Raw genomic sequence first — 23321 nt, 5'->3', positions numbered from 1 at the left:
CGATCCCCAGGAGCCCCGAAGTGACCGACCTCGCCGCGGTGAAGGCCGCGCTGCAGACCCAGGCCGTCGAAACGCCGTCGTGGGCGTACGGAAACTCGGGGACCCGTTTCAAGGTGTTCGCCCAGCAGGGCGTGCCACGCTCGCCGAAGGAGAAGCTGGACGACGCGGCGCAGGTCCACGCGGTGACCGGGGTCGCGCCGACGGTCGCACTGCACATCCCCTGGGACAAGGTGGACGGCTCCGACGGATACGCGGACCTGGCCAAGCACGCCGAGGAGCGGGGCCTGCGGCTGGGGGCGATCAACTCCAACACCTTCCAGGACGACGACTACAGGCTGGGCAGCATCTGCCACCCGGACGCCGCGGTGCGCCGCAAGGCCGTCGGTCATCTGCTGGAGTGCGTCGACATCATGGACGCGACGGGGTCGAAGGACCTCAAGCTGTGGTTCGCCGACGGCACCAACTACCCCGGTCAGGACGACATCCGCTCCCGGCAGGACCGCCTGGCGGAGGGGCTGGCCGAGGTGTACGCCCGCCTCGGCGAGGGGCAGCGGATGCTGCTGGAGTACAAGCTCTTCGAGCCGTCCTTCTACACGACCGACGTGCCGGACTGGGGGACGGCCTACGCCCACTGCCTCAAGCTGGGCCCGAAGGCACAGGTCGTGGTCGACACCGGGCACCACGCGCCGGGCACCAACATCGAGTTCATCGTCGCCACGCTGCTGCGGGAGGGGAAGCTCGGCGGGTTCGACTTCAACTCGCGGTTCTACGCGGACGACGACCTCATGGTGGGGGCCGCGGACCCGTTCCAGCTGTTCCGGATCATGTACGAGGTGGTCCGTGGGGGCGGGTTCACCGCCGAGGTCGCCTTCATGCTCGACCAGTGCCACAACATCGAGGCGAAGATCCCGGCGATCATCCGGTCGGTGATGAACGTGCAGGAGGCGACGGCGAAGGCGTTGCTGGTGGACCGGGGGGCGTTGGCCGAGGCCCAGGTCGCCGGGGACGTGCTGGGAGCCAACGCGGTACTCATGGACGCCTACAACACAGACGTACGACCGCTGCTGCGCGAACTGCGGGAGGAGATGGGGCTGGACCCCGACCCCGTCGCCGCCTACGCCCGCTCCGGGTGGGCCGAGAAGATCGTCGCCGAGCGCGTCGGCGGACAGCAGGCCGGATGGGGCGCGTAGCCGACTGCCGCTGCTCACCTCGTCCTTGCTCGCCTCGTCGCGGATTCCGGGCCGGGCGCGGAGGGAATCACCCACGCGGCGGAGCCGCACATCGACACCGCCCCGCGCCCTCTCCGGGGGCGCCAGGGCTGCCCCTCGGCCACAGGCGGCCTCGAACGGCTCGCCGTCGGCAGGCGGTCGGCCACCACCGGGGAACGGGGCGACGCGCACCCGGCGCCGCCGGGCGGTGACGGCGCCCGAGGCGTGCCACTCGAAGGGGCCGTCCCGAACGGGTGGATGCCCCCGCCGGGCAGCCGGTCACGCGTCCGGCGCGGTGGCCGCTCCGGTGCCGAGGGGGCGGAGCAGCCGGAGCACCATCTCGACGGTGCGCTCCACGGGACGCTGTCGCGTGGTGACGTTGAGCAGGAGCGTGCGGGCCAGAACGGCGCCGAGAAGCATGTCGAAGACGTCGTCCGGGTCCACGGCGGGGTCGACGCTTCCGGGCGGTGCGGCACGCAGGATCTCCTCGAACTGCGGCCGGGCCGACACCCGCAGATCCAGCTCCGGCGGCCGGGGGCGCCCCGACGCCTGGTGGTACGCGAGGAGACCGGCCGCGGCCGCACGTGCCGCCGGCGCGTTGAACGCGGCCAGATAGGCGCGGATGAACCGGCGGACATCAGCGCGGAGGTCTCCCGTCGGCCGGACACCCAGTGGGCTGAGCCCGAGGAACGTGGCCTCCTCGATCAGCTCGATCCGGGACGGCCAGCGGCGGTAGATGGCCGACGCGTGCACACCCGAGTGCTCCGCGACGGCCTGGATCGTCGTCGCCTCGAAGCCCCGCCCGACGAGCAGTTCGCGTGTCGCCGCGAGAGCCCGTTCGTCGATGCTGGTGTCCCGTGGACGGCCCGGGCGACGGCGAGACTCGGTCATGCGGGCCATCGTAGTGACCAGGTACGCCCTCGGCGTCCTCCTCGGGTTTCAGGAGACAGTCTTCTATAAATCGAGCAGTGTCGCTACAGTTCCACGGCAGAGGCGAGAGTCTGATTCTCGAACAGGAGAACCTCATGCGTGCCGCCGTGCTGGGTCCGCACCGCGCGGGGCTGGCGCATCGCCGAGCGGATCAACGCCGGCCTCGACGGCTCCCCCGGCCCCCGCGGGATGCTGGCGCCGCCCGCGCACGACCGTACGCCCGCCTCCGGCGGTACCTCCCCGCGACCCGCCGTGACCGTTCCGCCGTGCGCCGCACCACCGCCCGAGCAACCGCCCCGTCTCTGAGGGCAGTTGACGTCCGGTGCGCCGTCCGGAGCAGCGATTTTCCCCGTCTGGAGGAACCATGAGGATCGGATTCGTCGGAGCGGGCCGCATGGGCCGGCCGATGGTCGGCCGCCTGACGGCCGCGGGGCACGACGTCACCGTCCTGGCACGACATCCCCAGGCCCGGGAGGCCGCCACCGCCGACGGGACGGCCTGGGCCGGGACGGTGGCGGAGACCGTCCGGGACGCGGACGTGGTCTTCGTCGTCGTCCTGACGGACGAGCAGGTGCGGTCGGTGTGCCTCGGGCCGGAGGGTGTCCTCGCGACCATGAGACCGGGGGCGACGCTCGTCCAGCACACCACCTCCGATCCGGCGACCGCCCGACTGCTCGTCGAGGCGGGAGCGGAGCACGGGGTCAGGGTGCTCGACGCCGCGCTCTCGGGCGGCCCGCACGACATCGCCGCGGGCCGGCTCACCCTGTGGATCGGCGGTGACGAAAGGGTCCTGGACGACGTACGTCCGCTGCTGGCGACGTACGCCTCGCCGGTCCTGTGGGTCGGGCCGCCCGGCAACGGCCAGCGGGTCAAGCTGGTGAACAACGCGCTGTTCGTCGCGCAGGTGGGCCTCGCGATCGACGCGGTGCGCCTGGCCGGGTCGCTGGGGATCGAGGAGCGGACGTTCCTCGACGCGGTGCGGCACGGCAGCGGGGGGAGCCGCGCCCTGGACGTCGTCGCCCGGGGTGGTTCGGTGGCGGCGGTGGCGGAGCGGCTGGCGGGCCTGATGTCGAAGGACGTCGCCGTGGTGCGGGAGGTCGCGCGGAGCGCGGGGGCGGACCTCGGGATCATCGGGGCGGTCCTGGCGTCGGACGCGGTCGAGAAGCAGGTACTGGAGCCGGCCGCCGCGCCGGAGAAACCCTGAGGGAGACGACGTTGACCAAGGTGACCGACGCAGCCGCCGTGTACGGCCCCTGGGGCATCGTCGCGGGCGGTTCCGACGGGGTCGGTGTCGCGTTCGCGGACGGAATGGCCGCACGGGGCATCAACGTCGTGCTGGTGGCCCGGCGGGTCCCGGTACTGGTAGAGGCGGCGCACGCCCTCCGGGCCCGGCACGGTGTCGAGGTGCGCACGGTCGCGCTCGGCCTCAGTGCCGCGGGCGCCCTGGCGGAACTCGAACGCGCCACCGCGGACCTGGAGGTCGGGCTCCTCGTCTACAACGCCGGTGCCGACACCCGCAGCGTCGCCTTCCTGGACAAGGACCTCGACGCCCACCTGGAACTGGTCCGCCGCAACTGCACCGCCGTACTGGAAGCGGCCCACCGCTTCGGCGCCCCGATGGTGGCCCGGGGACGCGGCGGCATGGTGCTGGTGACCTCGGGCGCCGCCTGGGCGGGCGGCGCCACGCTCGCCGCCTACGGCGCCTCCAAGGCCTTCGATCTCGTCCTCGCGGAGAGCCTGTGGGCGGAGTGGCGGGGCAGCGGCGTGGACGTCCTGGGGCTCGTGCTCGGCAGGACCGACACCCCGTCCCACCGCCGGATGCGGGAAGCGGGCGGCGAGTCGTACGGCGGTGAGCTCGCCGACCCCCACGACGTGGCGGAGGAGGCGCTCGCCCATCTGGCCGACGGCCCCACCTGGATCCACGGCAGCCCGGACCCGACCGGCGGTTCGCCGTTCGGCACGCTGAGCCGTCGCGACGCCGTGCTCGCCATGAGCCGGGGCGCGGCGGCGAGCGGGGAGGGAAGCGCCGTCAGCCGGTGAGCCGATCCCGGCCCGAGTTTCGAAAACAGTGATGAAACGTTTCATGGCACCGTAAGGCCGACACCACCTCCCGTCAACGTTTCCGATGCGGGAGATCCGCCTTTCACGAACCGATCCGAAGGTGGTCGCGCAGACGTCTTGACGTCGCCGGAGCGCTGTGGATAACTTCCCTGAAACGATTCAGGGAAGTGTTCAGAGGTGGTCATGCCGGTCCTGGCCGAAGGGCGTCGACATCATGGACGCGACGGGCCGGGCCGCATGTCGATACTGCTCCGCGCCCGTTTCGCGGCGTGTTGTCATACCGTTCACCGAAACCGCTAGGAAGTCCCATGACCGTCCACTCCGAAGCCGCCGCCCTCCTCGACCGCTCCCATCGGCTCGGCGCCGACCCCCGCAACACCAACTACGCCGGCGGCAACGCCTCCGCGAAGGGCACCGCCCCCGATCCCGTCACCGGCGGTGATGTCGAGCTGATGTGGGTGAAGGGGTCCGGCGGGGATCTCGGGACGCTCACCGAGGGCGGCCTCGCCGTGCTGCGGCTCGACCGGCTGCGGGCACTGACCGGTGTCTATCCGGGGGTCGAGCGCGAGGACGAGATGGTCGCCGCCTTCGACTACTGCCTGCACGGCAGGGGCGGGGCCGCGCCGTCCATCGACACCGCCATGCACGGGCTCGTCGACGCCCCGCACGTGGACCATCTGCACCCGGACTCCGGGATCGCGCTCGCCTGTGCGGCGGACGGGGAGAAGCTGACCGCCGAGTGCTTTGGGGACAGCGTGGTGTGGGTGCCGTGGCGGCGGCCGGGGTTCCAGCTGGGGCTGGACATCGCCGCCGTCAAGGCCGCCAACCCGCAGGCGATCGGCTGCGTCCTGGGCGGGCACGGGATCACCGCCTGGGGCGACAGCTCCGAGGAGTGCGAGCGGAACTCGCTGCACATCATCCGCACCGCCGAGAAGTTCCTGGCGGAGCGCGGGAAGGCGGAGCCGTTCGGGCCCGTGGTCGAGGGGTACGGCGCGCTGCCCGAGGCCGAACGGCGGGAGCGGGCCGCGGCCCTCGCGCCGTACGTCCGGGCGCTCGCCTCCCAGGACCGGGCACAGGTCGGGCACTTCACCGACTCCGACGTCGTCCTCGACTTCCTGGCGCGGGCCGAGCATCCGCGGCTCGCCGCGCTGGGCACCTCCTGCCCGGACCACTTCCTGCGGACGAAGGTACGGCCGCTCGTGCTCGACCTGCCGCCGACCGCAGCGGTGGAGGAAGCCGTGGCGCGGCTGCGCGAGCTGCACGCCGAGTACCGGGAGGAGTACGCCGCCTACTACCGGCGGCACGCCCTGCCCGACTCCCCCGCCATGCGCGGCGCCGACCCGGCGATCGTGCTCGTGCCGGGCGTCGGCATGTTCAGCTTCGGCAAGGACAAGCAGACGGCGCGGGTGGCCGGCGAGTTCTACGTGAACGCCATCAACGTGATGCACGGCGCCGAAGCCGTGTCGGCGTACGCGCCGATCGAGGAGTCGGAGAAGTTCCGGATCGAGTACTGGGCGCTGGAGGAGGCCAAACTCCTGCGGATGCCGAGGCCGAAGGCGCTTGCGACCCGGGTGGCGTTGGTGACCGGAGCAGGGAGCGGGATCGGGAGGGCGATCGCGCACCGGCTGGCGGCCGAGGGGGCCTGTGTCGTCGTCGCGGATCTCAATGCCGAGGGCGCGGCCGCGGTGGCGGAGGAACTCGGCGGGGCCGACAGGGCCGTCGCGGTCACCGTCGACGTGACGGACGAGGAGCAGATCGTCGCCGCCTTCCGGGCCGCCGTGCTGGCCTTCGGCGGGGTCGACCTGGTCGTCAACAACGCCGGGATCTCCATCTCCAAGCCGCTGCTGGAGACTTCGGCGCGGGACTGGGACCTCCAGCACGACATCATGGCCCGCGGGTCCTTCCTGGTGTCGCGGGAGGCGGCCCGGGTGATGACCGCGCAGGGGATCGGCGGTGACATCGTCTACATCGCGTCGAAGAACGCCGTGTTCGCCGGGCCGAACAACATCGCCTACTCGGCGACGAAGGCCGACCAGGCGCACCAGGTGCGGTTGCTGGCCGCCGAGTTGGGTGAGCACGGCATTCGTGTCAACGGGGTCAACCCGGACGGTGTGGTGCGCGGGTCGGGGATCTTCGCCGGGGGGTGGGGGGCCCAGCGGGCCGCCGTGTACGGGGTGGAGGAGTCGAAGCTGGGCGAGTTCTACGCGCAGCGGACCATCCTCAAGCGTGAGGTGCTGCCCGAGCACGTGGCGAACGCGGTGTTCGCGCTGACAGGTGGCGAACTCACCCACACCACCGGGCTGCACGTGCCCGTCGACGCGGGTGTGGCGGCCGCGTTCCTGCGATGAGCGGCGGTGTGAAGGCGTACGCGGCGGTCGACCTGGGCGCGTCCAGCGGACGGGTCATGGTCGGGCGGGTGGGGCCGGACTCGCTGGAGCTGACCGAGGCGCACCGGTTCGCGAACCGGCCGGTGCGGGTACCGGAAGGGCTGCGCTGGGACGTACTCGGCCTCTACGCAGGGGTGTTGGACGGACTGCGGGCCGCCGGTCAGGTGGATTCCGTCGGCATCGACAGCTGGGCCGTGGACTACGGTCTGCTGGACGCCGACGGGGCCCTGCTCGGCAACCCGGTGCACTACCGGGACGCGCGGACCGAGGGTGTCGCCGAGCAGGTGTGGGCGAGGGTGCCGGCGGCGGAGCTGTACGCCCGCACCGGGCTCCAGTACGCGCCCTTCAACACCCTCTACCAGCTGGTGGCCGCGCGGTCGGGCGCCCAGTTCGCACACGCCGAGCGGCTGTTGCTCGTCCCCGACCTGCTGTCGTACTGGCTGACCGGCGAGCAGGGCACCGAGCTGACCAACGCCTCCACCACCCAGCTGATCGACCCCCGGACGCGCAAGTGGTCGTACGAGGTCGCGGACCGGGTGGGGATCGACCTCGGGCTGTTCGCGCCGCTGCGGCGGCCCGGGGATCCCGCCGGGGTGCTGCGACCCGAGGTTCTGGAGGAGACGGGGCTGACCGGGCCGGTGCCGGTGACCGCGGTCGGCTCGCACGACACGGCGTCGGCGGTGGCCGCCGTACCGGCGCTCGGCGAACGGTTCGCCTACATCTGCACCGGCACCTGGTCGCTGGCCGGGCTCGAGCTGTCGGCTCCCGTGCTGACCGAGGAGAGCCGGGCCGCCAACTTCACCAACGAACTGGGGCTCGACGGCACGGTCCGCTATCTGCGCAACATCATGGGGCTGTGGCTGCTCCAGGAGTGCGTACGGGCCTGGGGCGACCCGGAGCTGGACGGGTTGCTGCGGGAGGCGGCCGGGGTGGCTGCGCTGCGCTCGGTGGTGGACGCGGGCGATGCCGGGTTCCTGGCACCCGGGCGGATGCCGGAGCGGATCGGCGAGGCGTGCCGGGCCTCCGGGCAGCCGGTGCCGCGGACGCCCGGCGAGATCACCCGGTGCATTCTCGACTCGCTGGCGCTGGCCCACCGGCGGGCGGTCGCGGATGCGCAGCGGCTCGCCGGCCATCCGGTGGACACGGTGTACGTGGTGGGCGGCGGCGCCCGCAACGCGCTGCTCTGCCAGCTCACCGCCGATGCCTGCGGGCTGCCGGTGGTGGCGGGGCCGGCCGAGGCGGCCGCCCTCGGGAACGTGCTGGTCCAGGCCCGCGCGCACGGTGCCGTCGGCAACCTGGCCGACATGCGGCGGCTGCTCACCCGCACCCAGCCGCTGACCCGGTACGCGCCGCGGGGCGACACCGCCGGCTGGGAGGCGGCCGAGGCACGGCTGGCCACCGGGTGACGAACCGCCGCCAGGGTGCTCGGCGGCGGCTCGTCACCCGCCGCGCCGTGACCGGGTCTCCCGCTGATCGAATCGGCCCATTAGGCTGCACTCATCCGATGATCGACCCATAGGAGCCGCGATGCGTGTCGCTCTCTTCCTGACCTGCGTCAACGACACGCTCTATCCGGACACCGGCCGCGCCATGGTGAAACTCCTGACCAGACTGGGCGTCGAGGTCGATTTCCCGATGGCGCAGACCTGTTGCGGGCAGGCCCACTACAACACCGGCTACCGCCACGAGGCGGAGCCGCTGGCCCGGCATTTCTCCGATGTATTCGGTGAGTACGAGGCGATCGTGACCCCGTCCGGGTCCTGCGGCGCGATGGTGCGGGAGCTGTATCCGCGGATGGGCGAGCGGGCGCGGGCGGAGGGGCGCGGGGGCGGGCTGGCGGCTGCGCTGGCGCCGGTGGTGCCGAAGACGTACGAGCTGACGGAGTTCCTGGTGGACGTCCTGGGGGTGACGGACGTCGGGGCATATTATCCGCACCATGTCACATACCACCCGACCTGCCACGGGCTGCGGAGTCTGGGTCTGGGCGACCGCCCCCGCCGCCTCCTCCAGGCCGTCAAGGGCCTGGAGCTGGTGGAGCTGCCGGGCGCCGAGGAGTGCTGCGGGTTCGGCGGCACGTTCTCGGTGAAGAACTCCGACGTCTCGGCGGCGATGGGCACGGACAAGGTGCGCAACGCCGAGTCGACCGGCGCGGAGGTACTGTGCGCGGCCGACAACTCCTGCCTCATGCACATCGGCGGCACCATGACCCGGCTCGGCAGCGGACTGCGGCCGGTACACATCGCGGAGATCCTGGCGAGCACCGAGGAGGACCCGGCCGCATGAACGGGACGTATCTGGGGATGCCCGGGTTTCCCCCGCCCACCCACCCGGCCTTCCCGAAGGCCGCGCACGAGGCCGTCAACAACCCCGTCCTGCGCGGGAACCTGCGGCACGCCACGCACACCATCCGCGCCAAGCGGGCCAGGGCGGTCGCCGAGGTGTCCGACTGGGCCGCGCTGCGCGAGGCGGGCAAGCAGATCAAGGACCACACGCTCCGTCATCTCGACCGCTACCTCGTCCAGTTGGAGGAGGCGGTGACGGTGGCGGGCGGTACGGTCCACTGGGCCGCCGACGCCGAGGAGGCGAACCGGATCGTCACCGAACTGGTCAGGCAGACCGGTGAGTCGGAGGTCGTGAAGGTCAAGTCGATGGCCACCCAGGAGATCGGCCTGAACGAGGCGCTGGAGGCCGCGGGCATCCGGGCCTACGAGACCGATCTCGCCGAGCTGATCGTGCAGTTGGGCCACGACCGGCCCTCCCACATCCTGGTCCCCGCGATCCACCGCAACCGGGGTGAGATCAGGGACATCTTCCGCAGTGAGATGGGCGAGTGGGGGCGCCCCGCGCCCGAGGGGCTCACCGACACCCCGGCCGAGCTCGCGGAGGCGGCCCGGCTCCACCTGCGCGAGAAGTTCCTGCGCGCGAAGGTCGGCATCTCCGGCGCCAACTTCATGGTCGCCGAGACCGGCACCCTGGTCGTCGTGGAGTCCGAGGGCAACGGGCGGATGTGCCTCACCCTCCCGGAGACGCTGATCTCGGTCGTCGGCATCGAGAAGACCGTGCCCACCTGGCAGGACCTGGAGGTCTTCCTGCAGACCCTCCCCCGCTCCTCCACCGCCGAACGGATGAACCCGTACACCTCGACGTGGACCGGCACCACCGACGGCGACGGACCGCGGACCTTCCACCTCGTGCTGCTGGACAACGGCCGCACCGACACCCTCGCCGACGAGGTCGGCCGCCAGGCCCTGCGCTGCATCCGCTGCTCGGCCTGCCTCAACGTCTGCCCGGTCTACGAGCGGGCCGGCGGCCACGCCTACGGCTCGGTCTACCCGGGCCCGATCGGCGCCATCCTCAGCCCCCAGCTGCGGGGCACCGCGAGCGAGATCGACGCCTCCCTGCCCTACGCGTCATCGCTGTGCGGGGCCTGCTACGAGGTCTGCCCGGTCGCCATCGACATCCCCGAGGTGCTGGTGCACCTGCGTGAACGGGTCGTCGAGGGCGGTGAGGCGGTCCGGAACGGCAACAAGGTGCTGCTCAAGCCGGCCAAGGGGCACGCGGCCGAGCGGGCGGCGATGCGGGCGGCCCGCTGGGCGTTCTCCCACCCGGCCGCCCTGCGCACCGGCCAGCGGCTCGCGTCCCGCAGCCGCCGCCTGCATCCCCGTACGCTGCCCGGTCCCGGCCGGGCGTGGACCGGGGCCCGGGACCTGCCCGCCGTACCGGCGGAGCCGTTCCGGGACTGGTGGCAGCGGACCGGCGGCGGGAAGGGCGGGGCGAAGTGAGCAGCAGGGAGCGGATCCTGGGCCGGGTACGGCGGGCGCTGGACGGGGTGCGGGACGAGGACCCGCCTCTCGAGCGGACGTATCTGCGCGAGCACGGGCAGCGGAGCGTCGCGGAGACGGTGGAGCTGCTCGCCGAGAACCTGGCGGACTACCGGGCGCTCGTGCACCGGTGCACGGAGGACGAACTGGCCGCCACGATCGGGCGGTTGGTCGCCGAGCGCGGTTCGGGGACGGTGGCCGTGCCCACCGGGCTCCCCCCGGAGTGGCTCGCGGCGACCGGGGCCGAGCAGGTCGAGGACCGTGCCGGGAGCACCCCGCACGAACTGGACCGGGTCGGCAGCGTGGTCACCGGCTGTGCGGTGGCGATCGCCGAGACCGGGACGATCGTCCTGGACGGCGGCCCGGGCCAGGGCCGCCGCCGGATCACCCTCGTGCCCGATCACCACATCTGCGTCGTACGGGTCCCGGACCAGGTCGTGTCGTCCGTGCCCCAGGCCCTCGAACGGCTCGACCCGGCCCGCCCGTTGACCTGGATCTCCGGCCCTTCGGCCACCAGTGACATCGAGCTGGACCGGGTCGAGGGGGTGCACGGCCCGCGCACCCTGGAGGTGGTGCTCGTCGGCGGCGGCTCGCAGGGCGCCGAGGCCGGTACGGGCGGATCATGACGGTCGCGGTTACCGTGAGGGAATGATCCGGTTCGAGCAGGTCACGAAGCGGTACGCGGACGGGACGACCGCGGTGGACGGGCTCTCCTTCGAGGTGACCGAGGGTGAACTCGTCACGCTCGTCGGCCCCTCCGGCTGCGGCAAGACCACGACGATGATGATGGTCAACCGGCTGATCGAACCGACGTCGGGCCGGATCCTCGTCGACGGCGCGGACGTCGCGGGCGTCGACCCGGTGCGGCTGCGGCGCCGGATCGGCTATGTCATCCAGCAGGTGGGCCTGTTCCCGCACCGCACGATCCTCGACAACACCGCGACCGTCCCGGCCCTGCTCGGCTGGAGACGGGACAGGGCGCGGGCCCGCGCCGCCGAACTGCTCGACCTCGTCGGCCTGGACCCGAAGACGTACGGGCCGCGCTACCCGGACCAGCTCTCCGGCGGCCAGCGGCAGCGCGTCGGCGTGGCCCGGGCGCTCGCCGCCGATCCCCCGGTGCTGCTGATGGACGAGCCGTTCGGCGCGGTCGACCCGGTGGTGCGCGAGCAGTTGCAGGACGAGTTCCTCCGGATGCAGGCCGCCGTGCGCAAGACGGTGCTGCTGGTCACGCACGACATCGAGGAGGCGGTGCGGCTCGGCGACCGGATCGCGGTGTACGGACAGGGCCGGATCGAGCAGTTCGACACTCCGGGTACGGTTCTGGGCAGGCCGGCCACGCCGTACGTGGCCGGGTTCGTGGGCGCGGACCGCGGGCTGAAGCGGCTGTCGGTGACCGACATCGAGCCGGACGACCTGGAGCAGCCGCCGGTCGCCCGCCTGGGCGAGTCCGCCGAGCACGCCGCCGCGCGGCTGCGGGCGGAGGGCGCCCGGTGGGCGGTGGTCCTGGACCGGCACGGCGACCTGCACGGCTGGGTCGGCCGGGACGAGCTGGCGGCGGGCGGCACGATCGACGGACTCGCCCACCGGATGACCGCGTGGGTACCGGTGGGCGCCCCGCTGAAGCAGGCGTTCGGTGTGATGCTCCAGCACGACGCCGGTTGGGTCGCGGTGCTGGACGGATCGCGCTTCCTCGGTGTCCTCACCCCGGCCAAGCTGCACGAGGCGCTGCGCCGCTCGGTGGACGCGGAGGCGCGTGGTGTCCCGCGCGGCCAGGTGCCGTTCGACTCGGTCTCCGACGCCTGACCGGCGGCGCCCGGTGGCCGTCAGCAGTACGTCATCGGGCAGCCGCGGCGCAGCGAGTGCTGGGCGGCCCGCAGGTACAGCGCGACGTAGAAGGCGGTGTCCAGGTCCTCGCCCCACGGGCCGGGGCGGGACTCGGCCGTCTCCTTCGCCTGGCCCTCCAGGAACCACATGGTCAGGTCGAGGTTGTCGCAGGCCTCCGGTATCGCCTCGATGGGAAGGCCGATCGCCGCCGCCAGCCGTTGTGCCAGGGCCAGTACCTCGGGGGCACCGGCGACCACCGTCTCATCGTCGTAGGCGGAGCTCAGCGGCAGCCTGATCTCCTCGTCCAGGGAGAGCGGCACCAGCACCGACCAGCCCAGCAGCAGCTCCGTCTCGCGCGGTGCGAGATGGTCCTGGCACAGGGCGGTGAGCCCGGCCATGGACGGCACCAGCTTCTCCTCGAACGACAGCCCCGAGCCACGCACGAAGGCGGCCGTCTCCGGCACCGACTCGTACGGTGCCAGCCCGCGCCGCCGCAACTCGTCGTTGAGGGCCGAGGCGAGGGCACCCCGGCCGCCCTCGTCCTCGTCTCCCTCGTCGCCGTCGAGCCACTCCTGCGCGCCGACACTCACCAGATAGATCCCCATGCCCCGAACGTACCGCCCGCCACTGACATCGGCCCCGGACGTCACGGCACCGGCCGTCACTTCAGCAGGCCCTTGTCCTGCAGATAGGTCCGGGCCACGTCCTGGGCCAGCCGGCGCCAGCTGTCGACCTGCTGGTTCATCGCGGCCAGGTCGGCCGTCGTCAGAACCTCGTTGAGTCTGCCGAGCGCCTTGGTGACCCGCTCGCTGCCGGCCCGCGCGCGGTTGACGACCGGGACGATGTAGTCGGCGTTCTGCAGGTGCCTGTCGTCGGCGAGGAGGACCAGGCCGAACTGGTCGAGCGTCGCGTCGGTGGTCGTGGTCAGCACCATCTGGTCCTGCCCGCTCTGCACGGCCCGCTTGGCCTGGGTGGTGCCGACGCCCTTGGGGTCGATCCCGGTGATGTCGATGCCGTAGACCTTCTTGAGCCCCGGTTCGCAGTACGGCCGCTGCACGCATTCGTCGCCCGCCGCGAGCCGTACCTTCAGGCCCGAGGCGCCGAGGTCGCTGAGCGTCCTGAGGTGGTGCTGCCGGGCGTAGGCGGCGGTGACGGCGAAGGCGTTCTGGTCCACCGCCCGGCCCGGGTCGAGGACGGTGAGGCCACGCGGGGTGGCGAGGCCGCGCAGCGCCTTCATCGTGCTGGCGAGGTCGGGCGAGCCCACGGGGGGTGCGTCGGGGCCGTTGGTCTTGGCGTTGAGCCAGTCGGCGAAGGTGGCCGCGTATTCGGGGACCACGTCGATCTGCCCGGACTCCAGGGCGGGTTCGTAGAGTTCGCGGTTGGCGACGGTGATGAGGGAGGTCCGGTAACCGGCCTGGTTCAGGAGCTGGGCGTACATCTGGGCGAGCAGGTCGCTCTCGGTGAAGCCCGCGGAGCCGATGGTCAGGTGTCTGCTGTCGCCCGGCGGCGCGGTGACCTCGCCGCGGTCCTCCAGGGAGGGTCCGGTGGTGCACCCGGTGAGGGCGAGGAGTACGGCGGCGGCCGCCGTACGGAGTCTCATCGCGAGCCCCGCAGCCGGACCGGGGCGAGGCGCTCGGTGAGTTCGAAGACGCCCTCGACGAGCAGGGCGAAGACCGCGACCAGGATCGCCCCGGCGACCACCATGGCGGTGCTGGCCAGGTTGAACCCGGCGGTGATGATCCGGCCGAGTCCGCCGCCGCCGGCGAGTGCGGCGATGGTGGCCGTGGCGACGAGCTGGACGGCTGCGATCCGCACCCCGTTGAGGACCATGGGGAGCGAAAGGGGCAGTTCCACGTGGCACAACACCTGGCACCCGGTCATCCCCATCCCCCGGGCCGCCTGCACGATGCTCCGGTCGACTTCGCGCATGCCGACATAGGCGTTGGTGAGCAGGGGCGGTACGGCGAACAGCACCAGGGCGACCACCGTGGGGCCCTCGCCCCATCTGCCGATCGGGGTGAGCAGGAGCAGCACCAGGACGGCGAAGGTGGGGACGGCCCGGCCGACGTTGGAGATGTTCACGGCGAGCGCGCCGCCCCTGCCGAGGTGGCCGAGGACCAGTGCGACCGGGAGCGCGATCAGGCAGCTGATGACCAGGCAGACGACGGTGAGGACGAGGTGCTGGAGCAGCCGGTGCCCGATGCCGTCGTCACCGGACCAGTGCGCGGGGTCGGTGAGCCAGGCCCAGGCGCCGGTGAGCGTCTTCACGCGCGGGCCGCCCGCGTCCACGGGGTGAGCAGTCGCTGCACCCCGAGCAGCAGCAGGTCGGCGAGGACCGCGATCAGCACGCAGAGCACGGAGGCGGTGAGCACCTGGGCCTTGAAGTAGGTGTTCATGCCGGCGTAGATCAGGTTGCCGAGCCCGCCGAAGCCGACGATCGCGCCGACGGTGACCAGGGAGACCGCGGAGACGGTGGCGATGCGCAGGCCGGCCATCGCGGCGGGCAGCGCGAGGGGCAGTTCGACGGTGAGCAGGAGGCGGATCGGGCCGTAGCCGAGGCCGCGGGCGGCCTGCCGGGTCTCCTCGGGGACGGCGCGCAGGCCGGCGAGGATGTTGCGCACGAGCAGGGTGAGCGAGTAGAGGACGAGGCCGGCGACGACGAGGGTGGCCGAGAGGCCGTACAGGGGCAGGAGCAGGGAGAACATCGCCAAGGAGGGGATGGTGTAGAGGACGGTCGTGATGCCGAGGACGGGTCCGGCCGACCAGCGCCAGCGGCGCGCGAGCACCGCCAGCGGAACGGCGATGACGAGTCCGAGGAGCACCGAGACCGCGGTGAGCCGCAGGTGCTGGCCGACCGCGTCGAGGAGGATCTGGCGGCGGCTGGTGAGATAGGCGCCGCAGATCCACTCGTTGCGCGCGAGGCAGTCGTTCGGGGGCGCGGTCACGCCTCCATTGCACCGGGCGGGCGGCCGGCCCGGCGCGTTGTGGTGATCCGTCCGGGCGGCTACTTCACGCCGGCCGCGTCCAGCAGAGTGGTCGCCGTCGGCGTGAGCAGGCCGTCGTCGAGGTGCTCGATCCGGGCGCCGGCCCCGTCGAAGATCAGCATGAGCTGCTGGGCGAGCAGCGCCGGGTCCGCCGCGCCGCCCTGCGCGGCCTGCTCCTCGAAGTAGCCCCGCAGCAGTTCCTTGGCCGCTCGGGCCACCATGCTCGCGGGATGCTCGCTGTCCTTCAGCTCGACCAGGACGGCCAGGGACGGGCAGCCGCAGTAGCCGGGGGCCGCCGCGCTCTCCTCCGCCCGCCGGAACACGTACCCGATCCGCTCGCGAGGGGTGGCCGACTCGCCGTCCGGGGACCTGAGCTGGGTCTCGTACCAGGGCCTGCGCCGTTCCAGGCTGGCGGCCAGTACCTCGTCCTTGCTGCCGAAGAGCTGGTACATCGAGCGCTTCGAGACCCCTGCGGACCTGCACAGCGCCTCGACGCCGATGGAGACGCCGTCACGGTAGAAGAGCTCGCCGGCGGCGTCGAGCAGGCGGTCGCGGGGGGGACGCCTTGTCTGTGGTGGCCGTACGGCCGAGGTTACCGCGCGGGGCAGTGTGAGGAAACCGATCGGTATACAGGGTGGCAGGGGAGGTGAACAAGCGCTTAGATAGGAACCCTGACCTGTTCCCCGCACGCGTCCCACCTGCGTGCGTTCCCCGACCCCGATCAGCCGGAGGCCCCGTTGTTCACTTCCGTCGACGACGTCTCCGCCCGCCTCGCGGAGACCGGCTACCTCGCCTCCCCCGCCGTCGCCACCACCGTCTTCCTGGCCGACCGGCTGGGCAAGCCGCTCCTCGTCGAGGGCCCCGCCGGGGTCGGCAAGACCGAGCTGGCGAAGGCCGTGGCCCAGGTCGCCGGGGCCCGGCTGGTGCGGCTGCAGTGCTACGAGGGCGTGGACGAGTCCCGGGCGCTGTACGAGTGGAACCACGCCAAGCAGCTGCTGCGGATCAGCGCCGGCCGGGACGAGACGTGGGACGAGGCCCGCACCGACATCTTCAGCGAGGAGTTCCTGCTCCCCCGCCCGCTGCTCACCGCGATCCGGGGCGACGACCCCAAGGTGCTGCTGATCGACGAGACCGACAAGGCCGACGTCGAGGTGGAGGGCCTGCTCCTGGAGGTGCTCAGCGACTTCCAGGTGACCGTCCCCGAGCTGGGCACGGTCACCGCGACCCGCCGCCCCTTCGTCGTCCTCACCTCCAACGCCAGCCGTGAGCTGTCCGAGGCGCTGCGCCGCCGCTGCCTGTTCCTGCACATCGGCTTCCCCGAGGAGGAGCTGGAGCGGCGGATCGTACGGCTGAAGGTGCCGGGGCTCGGCGAGGCGCTCACGGAGTCCGTGGTCCGGGTGGTCGGGGCGCTGCGGGCGATGGACCTGCGCAAGGTCCCGTCGGTGGCGGAGACGATCGACTGGGCCCGCACGCTGCTGGCCCTGGGCGCCGACACACTGGACGAGCAGGTCGTACGGGACTCCCTGGGCGTGATCCTCAAGCACCAGGACGACATCCAGAAGGCGGCCGCCAAGCTGGACCTGGACGCGCTGTGAGCACACCGGCCGACGCACCGGCCGACGCTCCGGGCGGTGCCCCTGCCGACCTCGCCGACCGGCTGACCGGACTGGTCGGCGCGCTGCGGGCGCACGGGGTGCGGGTCGGCACCGGGGAGACCGTGGACGCGGGCCGGGCGGTGGCGGCGCTGGGTCTTGCGGAGCGGGAGCTGCTGCGCGAGGGGCTGGCCGCGACCCTGCTGCACGGCACCGGGCAACGGGCCGTGTTCGACCAGGTCTTCGACCTCTACTTCCCGCGTGCGGTCGGTGCGCCCGGCGGCGGCTCCGGTGACCCGTCCGGCGACCGGGAGGAGCTTCGGGAGCGGCTCGCCGCCGCCCTCGCCGACGACGACACCGCGCTGCTGCGGCAGTTGGCGGCCGAGGCGGTGGGCGGACTGGGCGGATACGGGAGTTCGCCGGGTTCGGACGGCTGGTCGTCGTACCAGACCCTGGACCGGCTGCGGCCGCAGACGCTGCTCGCGCGGGTGCGGGCGGATGTCCGCGCGCGGGGCGGGAACGGCTCCGGGTTCACGGACCGGCTGCTCGACGACGAGATCCGGCGGCGGATCGAGTCCTTCCGGGGCATGGTCGCGGCCGAGGCCCGGCGGCGGGTGTCCGAGCGGCGCGGGCGGGATCAGATCGCCCGGCGGGCGGTGGCGCCGACCGCCGACCGCGTGGACTTCCTGTCCGCCGGGCGGGAGCAGCTCACCGAACTGCGCAGGACCGTGCAGCCGTTGGCGCGGAAGCTGGCGACCCGGCTGGCCGCGCGCCGCCGCCGGGCCGCGCGGGGCAGCATCGACCTGCGGCGCACCCTGCGCGGCTCGCTGTCCACGGGCGGGGTGCCGATGCGGCCGGTGCTGCGCCGACGCCGCCCGGTCCGCCCCGAACTGGTGCTGCTGTGCGACGTCTCGGGCTCGGTGTCGGGGTTCTCCGACTTCACGATGCTGCTGGTGCAGGCGCTGCACGACCAGTTCAGCAAGGTCCGGGTGTTCGCGTTCGTCAACCGGATCGACGAGGTGACCGGCCTGCTGGAGCACGGCCGGGCCGATCCGGAGGGGCTCGGCGCCCGGATCCGCGCCGAGGCGACGCTCACCGGCTGGCACGGCAGCAGCGACTACGGCATGGCGCTGGGCGAGTTCGCGGAGCGGTACGGCGCCGCCGTGGGCCCGCGGACCACGGTGTTCGTGCTCGGCGACGCCCGTACCAACAACCTCGACCCGAACCTCGCCGCCGTGCGCCGCATCGCCGGACAGGCGCGGCGCGTCTACTGGCTGAACCCCGAGCCGCACTCCCTGTGGGGCACCGGGGACTCGGCCGCGCCGGACTACGCGAAGCTGGTGGAGATGCACGAGTGCCGCACCGCCCGCCAGCTCGGCGGGCTGATCGCGCGGCTGCTGCCGGTCTGACACACCGGGTGCCGTCACCCACGAAGGTGACGGCACCGGTCGGCTGCTCTCAGCTCTCCGTGGCTCTCGCGTGGTCCATCGCCATGTCGTCGCGATGCTGCCGGCTATGGCGTGCACGATGTCGGCGGTCTTCCCGCCCGCTTGCGCTATGTGACATATTACTGCCGTGAGCATGCGACTGACCTGCGACGTCGTGGTGATCGGGGCAGGCATGGCAGGCGCCGCCTGCGCCTTCTACGCGTCCCGGGCAGGGCTGGACGTCATCGTGGTGGATCGCGGGCCGGTGGCCGGCGGCACGACCGGGGCCGGTGAGGGCAATCTGCTCGTCTCCGACAAGGAACCCGGCCCCGAGCTCGAACTCGCCCTGTTCTCCCGCCGGTTGTGGACCGGCCTGGCCGGCGAGCTGGGCGACCGGATCGAGTACGAGCCCAAGGGCGGGGTGGTCGTCGCCGCCGGGCCCGGCGAACTGTCCGCCCTGGAAGGGCTCGCGGCCGGGCAACGGGCCGCCGGGGTGACCGCGGAGAACGTCGACGCGGACCAGCTCCACGACCTGGAGCCGTACTTGGCACCCGGCCTGGCGGGCGGCGTGCACTACCCGCAGGACGCCCAGGTCATGCCGACCCTGGCCGCCGCGCATCTCGTACGGGCCTCGGGCGCCCGTCTGTCGGCCGGCCGCGCGGTGACGGAGGTGCTGCGGGGCGCCGACGGTGCCGTACGGGGCGTCCGTACCGACCGCGGTGACATCCACGCCCCGGCCGTGGTGAACGCGGCCGGGACCTGGGGCGGTGAGGTGGCCGCCCTCGCGGGTGTGCACCTGCCCGTCCTCCCCCGGCGCGGCTTCGTCCTGGTCACCGAGCCGTTGCCGCGCCGGGTACGGCACAAGGTGTACGCCGCCGACTACGTGGCCGACGTGGCCAGCGACTCGGCCGCCCTGCAGACCTCGCCGGTCGTCGAGGGCACGGCCGCCGGGCCGGTGCTGATCGGCGCGAGCCGGGAACGCGTCGGCTTCGACCGGTCGTTCTCGCTGCCGGCCGTACGGGCGCTGGCGGCCGGTGCCGTCCGGCTGTTCCCCTTCCTGTCCGGGGTCCGGGCGATGCGCACCTACCTGGGTTTCCGCCCGTATCTGCCCGACCACCTCCCCGCCATCGGCCCCGACCCCCGGGCGCCCGGACTCTTCCACGCCTGCGGGCACGAGGGCGCGGGCATCGGACTGGCCACCGGCACCGGGCAGTTGATCGCCCAGGTACTGAGCGGCAAGGCACCCGAGCTGGACCTGACCCCGTTCCGTCCCGAGCGTTTCGGCGAGGAGAGCCCGTGAATCCCCTGGAGTTGGTGCAGGCCCGCCCCGGCCCGGCCTTCACCGTCACCTTCGACGGGCGCGAGATCGTGGCACTGCCGGGCCAGACGGTCGCGGCCGCGCTCTGGGCGTCCGGTGTCACGTCCTGGCGGACCACCCGGGGCGAGGGCCGTCCACGCGGGGTCTTCTGCGGGATCGGCGTCTGCTTCGACTGCCTGGTCACCGTCAACGACCGCCCCGGTCAACGGGCTTGCGTGGTGCCCGTGCACCCCGGCGACGCGATCCGCACGCAGCAGGGGACGGGGCACGATGAGTGACGCGCACGGGCAGGAGCCGGCACCCCGCCTCGCCGTGATCGGTGCGGGCCCTGCCGGTCTCGCCGCCACCCTGGCAGCCGCCCGAGGCGGCCTGCGGGTCACCCTGGTCGACGCGGCGCCCGAGGCGGGCGGCCAGTTCTACCGGCAGCCCGCCGCCGGGCTGGGCGCCCGCCGCCCGCAGGCGCTGCACCACCAGTGGCGCGACTGGGAGCGGCTGCGCGACGGCCTCCACCGGCTCGTCGCGCCAGGGCTGGTGACGCATCTGCGGGACCATCACGTGTGGTGCGTGACGCGACGTCGGTCCGGTTTCACCGTGCACGCGCTGCACGGTCCGGCGCAGGAGCAGTCCGTCGAGGTGCGCGCGGACGCGGTGCTGCTGGCGACCGGCGGCTACGAGAAGGTGCTGCCCTTCCCCGGCTGGACCCTCCCCGGTGTCGTCACGGCGGGCGGGGCGCAGGCCATGCTGAAGGGCGGACTGGTACTGCCGGGCCGTACCGCGGTCGTCGCCGGCACCGGACCACTGCTGCTGCCGGTCGCGACCGGCCTCGCGGCGGCGGGCGCCCGGGTGGCCGCGCTGGTGGAGTCCGCCGACCCACGGGACTTCGTACGACGCTCCCCCGCACTGGCCGCCCGGCCGGCCAAGCTCGCCGAAGGCGCCCACTACGCGGCCCGGTTGCTGCGCCACGGGGTACGCACCCTGGTCCACCACACCGTCGTCGAGGCCCACGGCGACCGGCGCGGCGAGCGGCTCGCAGCCGTCACCGTCGCCGCGCTCGACACCGCGGGCCGGGTACGGCCGGGCACCCGGCGGCACATCGACTGCGACACCCTGGCCGTCGGGCACGGCATGCTCCCGCACACCGACCTCGCCGAGGTCCTTGGCTGCCGGATCGACGGGGTCGCCGTGCACGTGGACGGCGAGCAGCGCACCGACGTGCCGGGGGTGTGGGCGGCGGGCGAGGCCACCGGCGTCGGCGGCGCGGTGCTCGCCCTCGCCGAAGGGCACGTTGCGGGCCGGTCGGCCGCCGCGCGGCTGTCGGGCCGGGAGCCGGACCCGCGCGACTGGGCGGGGGCCGCTCGGGCCCGTGCCGCGCTGCGCCGGTTCACCGCGGCGATGGACGACGCCTACGCGCCGCCCGCGCACTGGACCGAGCAGGTCACGGACGACACGGTCGTCTGCCGCTGCGAGGAGGTCACCGGCGGGGCGGTGCGGCGGGCCGTGACCGAGCTGGGCGCCGGAGACGTACGGACCGTCAAACTGCTCACGCGGGCCGGGATGGGCTGGTGCCAGGGGCGGATGTGCGGGCCGGCGGTCGCCGGGCTGGCCGGCTGCCCCGAGACGGCGGCACGCAGGCCGTTCGCCCGGCCGGTGCCGCTCGGGGTGCTCGCGCGGGCCGGTGACGCCGACGAGGTCGACGAGGTCGACGACGCACAGTGCTATGTCACATACCACCCGGATGGCGCAGACCACCCGACCCCCTCGGAGGAACCCTGATGCCCACCTCTCACCCTCACCTTCACCCTCACCCCCACGCCCACGCCCACCCCTGGCGGGGCGTCCTCGTAGCCACCGCCCTCCCGCTCCGCGACGACCTCTCCGTCGACCACGACAGGTACGCCGAGCACTGCGCCTGGCTGGTCGGGAACGGCTGCGACGGCGTCGTTCCGAACGGCTCTCTCGGTGAGTACCAGGTACTCACCCCCGAGGAGCGCGCGAAGGTCGTCGAGACCGCCGTGGCCGCGGTCGGCGGGGCGCGGGTCATGCCCGGGGTCGCCGCCTACGGCTCGGCCGAGGCCCGCCGCTGGGCCGAGCAGGCCCGGGACGCCGGCTGCGGGGCGGTGATGCTGCTGCCGCCCAACGCCTACCGTGCCGACGAGCGCTCGGTGCTGGCGCACTACGCGGAGGTCGCGAAGGCGGGGGTGCCGGTGGTGGCGTACAACAACCCCATCGACACCAAGGTCGACCTGGTTCCGGAACTCCTCGCCGAGCTGCACGGCGAGGGGTACATCCACGCCGTCAAGGAGTTCTCGGGAGATGTCCGGCGCGCCTACCGGCTGGCCGAACTGGCCCCGGAGCTGGACCTGTTGATCGGTGCCGACGACGTCCTGCTGGAGCTGGCGATCGCGGGCGCCAAGGGCTGGGTGGCCGGTTACCCGAACGCGCTGCCGGCCGCGTCGGTCGAGCTGTACCGGGCGGCGGTGCGCGGCGACCTGGACACCGCCGGGCGGTTGTACGCGCAGTTGCATCCGCTGCTGCGCTGGGACTCCAGGGTCGAGTTCGTGCAGGCCATCAAGTTGTCCATGGACATCGTCGGCCGGTACGGCGGTGCCTGCCGCCCGCCGCGCGTGCCGCTGCTGCCCGAGCAGGAGGCCGTGGTCCGCGCGGCCACCGAGAAGGCCGTCGCGGCCGGACTGGCGTGACCCGACCCGCCCACCCTCAAGGAGCGTCATGCGCAGCAAACTCGTCCTGCACGCCGTCGACTCGCACACCGAGGGCATGCCCACCCGCGTGATCACCGGCGGGATCGGCACCGTTCCCGGCGCGACCATGAACGAGCGGCGGCTGTACTTCCGTGAACACCGTGACGACATCAAGCAGTTGCTGATGAACGAGCCGCGCGGGCACTCCGCGATGAGCGGGGCCGTCCTGCAGCCGCCGACGCGGCCCGACTGCGACTGGGGCGTGGTCTACATCGAGGTCTCCGGCTATCTGCCGATGTGCGGGCACGGCACGATCGGCGTGGCGACGGTGCTCGTGGAGACCGGGATGGTGGAGGTGGTGGAGCCGGTCACGACCATCCGGCTCGACACCCCGGCCGGTGTGGTCGTCGCCGAGGTGGCGGTGGAGGACGGCGCGGCGAGGAACGTCACGCTGCGGAACGTGCCGTCGTTCTCGGTCGCGCTGGACCGGAAGATCGTGCTGGCTGACGGGCGGACAGTGACATATGACATGGCATACGGCGGCAACTTCTACGCCATCCTCCCCCTGGACGAGTTCGACCTCCCCTTCGACCGCACCCGAAAGGACGACATCCTCCGGGCGGGCCTCTCCCTCATGGCGGCGATCAACGCGGAGGCGGAGCCGGTCCATCCCGAGGACCCGTCCATCCGCGGCTGCCACCACGTCCACCTGATCGCGCCCGGCTCCACGGCCCGCCACTCCCGGCACGCGATGGCCATCCATCCCGGCTGGTTCGACCGCTCCCCCTGCGGCACCGGCACCAGCGCGCGGATGGCCCAGCTGCACGCCCGCGGCGAACTCCCGCTGGACACCGAGTTCGTGAACGAGTCGTTCATCGGCACCCGATTCACCGGCCGGCTCCTCGGCACCACCGAGGTCGCGGGCCGCCCCGCGGTCCTGCCGAGCTTCACCGGCCGGGCCTGGATCACCGGCACCGCCCAGTATCTGCTTGACCCGGACGACCCGTTCCCGGCGGGCTTCGTACTCTGATTCATCCGACGACCCTCCGGACCCTCCGGCGACGACCCTC

Annotated in this window: 23 protein-coding genes and 1 pseudogene; 17 read left to right on the top strand and 7 right to left on the bottom strand. The window is 72.9% G+C overall.

Annotated elements, in window-relative coordinates:
- The first annotated feature begins 20 nt into the window (after positions 1-20).
- The gene (gene rhaI / locus ACIQVL_RS27940; RefSeq protein ID WP_403443070.1) at positions 21-1190 is read left to right on the top strand and encodes an L-rhamnose isomerase; all 1170 of its coding nucleotides are present in this window, start codon (positions 21-23) and stop codon (positions 1188-1190) included.
- Between the two features lie 297 nt (positions 1191-1487).
- Here the strand turns inward: rhaI and ACIQVL_RS27935 are convergent, their stop codons facing one another.
- Complete coding sequence (locus ACIQVL_RS27935; RefSeq protein ID WP_403443071.1) at positions 1488-2099, bottom strand: TetR/AcrR family transcriptional regulator; 612 nt, start codon at positions 2097-2099, stop codon at positions 1488-1490.
- A 138-nt stretch (positions 2100-2237) separates the two neighbouring features.
- On the opposite strand from ACIQVL_RS27935, the gene ACIQVL_RS27930 reads away from it, so the two are divergent.
- The 9 genes from ACIQVL_RS27930 (at position 2238) to ACIQVL_RS27890 (ending at position 12210) form a co-directional block, all read left to right on the top strand.
- Positions 2238-2444: a hypothetical protein gene (locus ACIQVL_RS27930; RefSeq protein WP_403476676.1), complete on the top strand. Its 207-nt coding sequence runs from the start codon at positions 2238-2240 to the stop codon at positions 2442-2444.
- Between the two features lie 58 nt (positions 2445-2502).
- A complete protein-coding gene (locus tag ACIQVL_RS27925; protein ID WP_403476675.1) occupies positions 2503-3342 on the top strand; it encodes an NAD(P)-dependent oxidoreductase in 840 nt (279 codons plus the stop codon).
- Positions 3343-3362: 20 nt separating this feature from the next.
- Positions 3363-4178 carry an SDR family NAD(P)-dependent oxidoreductase gene (locus ACIQVL_RS27920; RefSeq protein WP_403476828.1) on the top strand — a complete coding sequence of 272 codons (816 nt, stop codon included), beginning with the start codon at positions 3363-3365 and terminating at the stop codon, positions 4176-4178.
- Between the two features lie 329 nt (positions 4179-4507).
- Complete coding sequence (locus ACIQVL_RS27915) at positions 4508-6547, top strand: bifunctional aldolase/short-chain dehydrogenase (protein WP_403443076.1); 2040 nt, start codon at positions 4508-4510, stop codon at positions 6545-6547.
- Complete coding sequence (locus ACIQVL_RS27910; protein ID WP_403476674.1) at positions 6544-7992, top strand: rhamnulokinase family protein; 1449 nt, start codon at positions 6544-6546, stop codon at positions 7990-7992. Before ACIQVL_RS27915 ends, ACIQVL_RS27910 begins: the two co-directional genes overlap by 4 nt.
- Positions 7993-8113: 121 nt before the next feature.
- The gene (locus ACIQVL_RS27905; protein ID WP_403443082.1) at positions 8114-8869 is read left to right on the top strand and encodes a (Fe-S)-binding protein; all 756 of its coding nucleotides are present in this window, start codon (positions 8114-8116) and stop codon (positions 8867-8869) included.
- Positions 8866-10368, top strand: a complete 1503-nt coding sequence (locus ACIQVL_RS27900) for a LutB/LldF family L-lactate oxidation iron-sulfur protein (RefSeq protein ID WP_403476673.1) — start codon at positions 8866-8868, stop codon at positions 10366-10368. The genes ACIQVL_RS27905 and ACIQVL_RS27900 overlap by 4 nt, the downstream gene beginning before the upstream one ends.
- Positions 10365-11033: a lactate utilization protein C gene (locus tag ACIQVL_RS27895; protein WP_403476672.1), complete on the top strand. Its 669-nt coding sequence runs from the start codon at positions 10365-10367 to the stop codon at positions 11031-11033. The genes ACIQVL_RS27900 and ACIQVL_RS27895 overlap by 4 nt, the downstream gene beginning before the upstream one ends.
- 22 nt (positions 11034-11055) lie before the next feature.
- Entirely contained in the window at positions 11056-12210 is a 1155-nt protein-coding gene (locus ACIQVL_RS27890; protein WP_403443091.1) for a betaine/proline/choline family ABC transporter ATP-binding protein, read from the top strand.
- A gap of 20 nt (positions 12211-12230) precedes the next feature.
- Here the strand turns inward: ACIQVL_RS27890 and ACIQVL_RS27885 are convergent, their stop codons facing one another.
- The 6 genes and pseudogenes from ACIQVL_RS27885 to ACIQVL_RS27860 all read right to left on the bottom strand — a co-directional run.
- Positions 12231-12836, bottom strand: coding sequence for a hypothetical protein (locus ACIQVL_RS27885; RefSeq protein ID WP_403443094.1), 606 nt, complete (start codon positions 12834-12836; stop codon positions 12231-12233).
- A 56-nt stretch (positions 12837-12892) separates the two neighbouring features.
- A complete protein-coding gene (locus ACIQVL_RS27880; RefSeq protein ID WP_403476671.1) occupies positions 12893-13831 on the bottom strand; it encodes an ABC transporter substrate-binding protein in 939 nt (312 codons plus the stop codon).
- A complete protein-coding gene (locus tag ACIQVL_RS27875; protein ID WP_403476670.1) occupies positions 13828-14499 on the bottom strand; it encodes an ABC transporter permease in 672 nt (223 codons plus the stop codon). The genes ACIQVL_RS27880 and ACIQVL_RS27875 overlap by 4 nt, the downstream gene beginning before the upstream one ends.
- Positions 14496-15176: an ABC transporter permease gene (locus ACIQVL_RS27870; protein ID WP_403476669.1), complete on the bottom strand. Its 681-nt coding sequence runs from the start codon at positions 15174-15176 to the stop codon at positions 14496-14498. The genes ACIQVL_RS27875 and ACIQVL_RS27870 overlap by 4 nt, the downstream gene beginning before the upstream one ends.
- Positions 15177-15235: 59 nt before the next feature.
- Positions 15236-15667: a TetR/AcrR family transcriptional regulator gene (locus ACIQVL_RS27865; RefSeq protein ID WP_403476835.1), complete on the bottom strand. Its 432-nt coding sequence runs from the start codon at positions 15665-15667 to the stop codon at positions 15236-15238.
- Between the two features lie 18 nt (positions 15668-15685).
- Positions 15686-15904 (bottom strand): annotated as a pseudogene (locus ACIQVL_RS27860) (hypothetical protein); the annotation flags it as partial.
- Between the two features lie 48 nt (positions 15905-15952).
- On the opposite strand from ACIQVL_RS27860, the gene ACIQVL_RS27855 reads away from it, so the two are divergent.
- From ACIQVL_RS27855 to ACIQVL_RS27825, 7 genes are all read left to right on the top strand, one after another.
- Positions 15953-16810 (top strand): AAA family ATPase, encoded by an 858-nt coding sequence (locus ACIQVL_RS27855; protein ID WP_403443105.1) that lies wholly within the window; start codon positions 15953-15955, stop codon positions 16808-16810.
- Positions 16807-18216: a VWA domain-containing protein gene (locus ACIQVL_RS27850; protein WP_403476668.1), complete on the top strand. Its 1410-nt coding sequence runs from the start codon at positions 16807-16809 to the stop codon at positions 18214-18216. The genes ACIQVL_RS27855 and ACIQVL_RS27850 overlap by 4 nt, the downstream gene beginning before the upstream one ends.
- A gap of 166 nt (positions 18217-18382) precedes the next feature.
- On the top strand, positions 18383-19534 hold the full coding sequence (locus ACIQVL_RS27845; protein ID WP_403443110.1) for an NAD(P)/FAD-dependent oxidoreductase: 1152 nt from the start codon (positions 18383-18385) through the stop codon (positions 19532-19534).
- Positions 19531-19830, top strand: a complete 300-nt coding sequence (locus ACIQVL_RS27840; protein ID WP_403443113.1) for a (2Fe-2S)-binding protein — start codon at positions 19531-19533, stop codon at positions 19828-19830. Before ACIQVL_RS27845 ends, ACIQVL_RS27840 begins: the two co-directional genes overlap by 4 nt.
- A complete protein-coding gene (locus tag ACIQVL_RS27835; protein ID WP_403476667.1) occupies positions 19823-21325 on the top strand; it encodes an FAD-dependent oxidoreductase in 1503 nt (500 codons plus the stop codon). Before ACIQVL_RS27840 ends, ACIQVL_RS27835 begins: the two co-directional genes overlap by 8 nt.
- Entirely contained in the window at positions 21325-22251 is a 927-nt protein-coding gene (locus ACIQVL_RS27830; protein WP_403443119.1) for a dihydrodipicolinate synthase family protein, read from the top strand. The genes ACIQVL_RS27835 and ACIQVL_RS27830 overlap by 1 nt, the downstream gene beginning before the upstream one ends.
- Positions 22252-22279: 28 nt before the next feature.
- A complete protein-coding gene (locus tag ACIQVL_RS27825; RefSeq protein WP_403443121.1) occupies positions 22280-23281 on the top strand; it encodes a proline racemase family protein in 1002 nt (333 codons plus the stop codon).
- The last annotated feature ends 40 nt before the right edge of the window (positions 23282-23321 follow it).

It is taken from the genome of Streptomyces sp. NPDC090499 (assembly GCF_044769305.1).
In the GTDB taxonomy this organism is placed as follows: Bacteria; Actinomycetota; Actinomycetes; order Streptomycetales; family Streptomycetaceae; genus Streptomyces.
The sequence above is the reverse complement of the archived record's forward strand: the minus strand, read 5'-3'. Positions and strand labels throughout refer to the sequence as shown.